Genomic DNA, 1,347 nt, shown 5'->3' with positions numbered 1-1,347 from the left:
CAGGGCTTGATCAAGTTCCGTTGAGGTCGGGCTTGTAGGTGATGCCCAGGATGGGGAGGGCCCGTTCGGGTTGGTCGCGGATGGCGCGGGTGGTCTTCGCGATGTTGGTCGCTCCGAGGGCTTTGAGGGCTCCGATCGCGAGGTTGCGGAGGGTGGCCATGGCGCGGGGTGCGTTGCCGGCGTGGACTGTGGAGGCGTCTTCGGCGAAGGTACGGTCGCGGATGTGGTGCTGGGCTTCCACGGTCCAGTGTCCGCGCAGGTGGGAGGCGAGTTCGGCTGGTTTCGCCTGGTGGACGTCGAGGCTGGTGACCGCGTAGACGGTCTCGCGGGTCTCCTTCCTGCCGGTCTCTTTGCGGCGGCGGTGGACGCGGAGGGCGAGTTTCGCGTGGGGGAAGGCGATGCCGCCAAGGTTGTCGGCGATGGCGAGAGTCTTGATCGAGCGGGACTCGCGACGGCCGTGTCCCTTGTTCGAGGCGGTGTGCTGGATGGCCACCGCATGCCAGTCCAGACCGTCCAGTTGGGCCCAGGCGGTGGGCTGATTGGGCTTGATCACGGCCACGTAGTGCGCCTTCTTGGTCTCGGCCAGCCAGGTGACGTTGGCTTTCACGGAGTGCAGCGCGTCGAAGGTGATGACGTCTCCGTCCAGGTCGAGTGGTGCAAGCAGGGGCTGGAAGTGCCGTGTCTCGTTGGTCTTGGACCCGACCTCGGCCTGGGCGAGGGTGACCGGGCAGCCGTGGGTGACGGCGGACAGCAGGTGCCGGCGGGGCTGGTCGAGGCGGGCGGAGCCGCGCAGTGCCTTGCCGTCCACGGCGATCACCCGTCGCCTGCCCGGGGCTGCGGCGCTATGGCGGTGAGCCAGCCAGGCTCCCACGGCCGCATCGAGTGCGTCGGTGTCGAGACGCTCGAGGACCCTTCCGATCGCCGACCGGGAGGGTGCATGCCGCCGGCGCAGCAGGTGACGGCGCACGCCGAGCGTGGCGAGCAGCCCTGTGTCGGCGCGGGCGCCCCACTCGGCGAGTTCGTCGATGGTCCGGGCTCCCGAGACCGCAGCGGCCGCGCAGACCAGCAGGATCGAGGTCAGCGAGTACCAGCGGCCCCGCCGGGAGCGAGGATCGGGCACCGCTTCCAGGAAGAACCGCAGGTCAGACCTGTCGTCTGGATGGAGCGGACCCAACTTGGCCAACACGGCAGGGATCGGGGAAGATGAGACAGCGGACACGGGAACCCTCTTGATCACTTGGCTTAGACACCTGAATGATCACGGATCCCGTGTCCGCTCTGTCATCCACCCCAACCAGCGACACTCTCACGCCAGTTGGGCGATCCCGGGAACTTGCGCAAGCCTTG

The 1,347-nt window shown here is 68.2% G+C and carries 1 protein-coding gene; it reads right to left on the bottom strand.

All coding sequences use genetic code 11. The features are described 5' to 3' along the window. Positions 1–10: 10 nt before the first annotated feature. On the bottom strand, positions 11–1,120 hold the full coding sequence (locus ACH4ZX_RS40320) for an ISAs1 family transposase (RefSeq protein ID WP_398283918.1): 1,110 nt from the start codon (positions 1,118–1,120) through the stop codon (positions 11–13). Positions 1,121–1,347 lie beyond the last annotated feature (227 nt).

The sequence above is a fragment of the Streptomyces sp. NPDC020490 genome, assembly GCF_044335305.1.
Taxonomy (GTDB): Bacteria; Actinomycetota; Actinomycetes; order Streptomycetales; family Streptomycetaceae; genus Streptomyces.
Note: the sequence above shows the minus strand (reverse complement) of the source record. Positions and strands in the feature narration are given on the sequence as shown.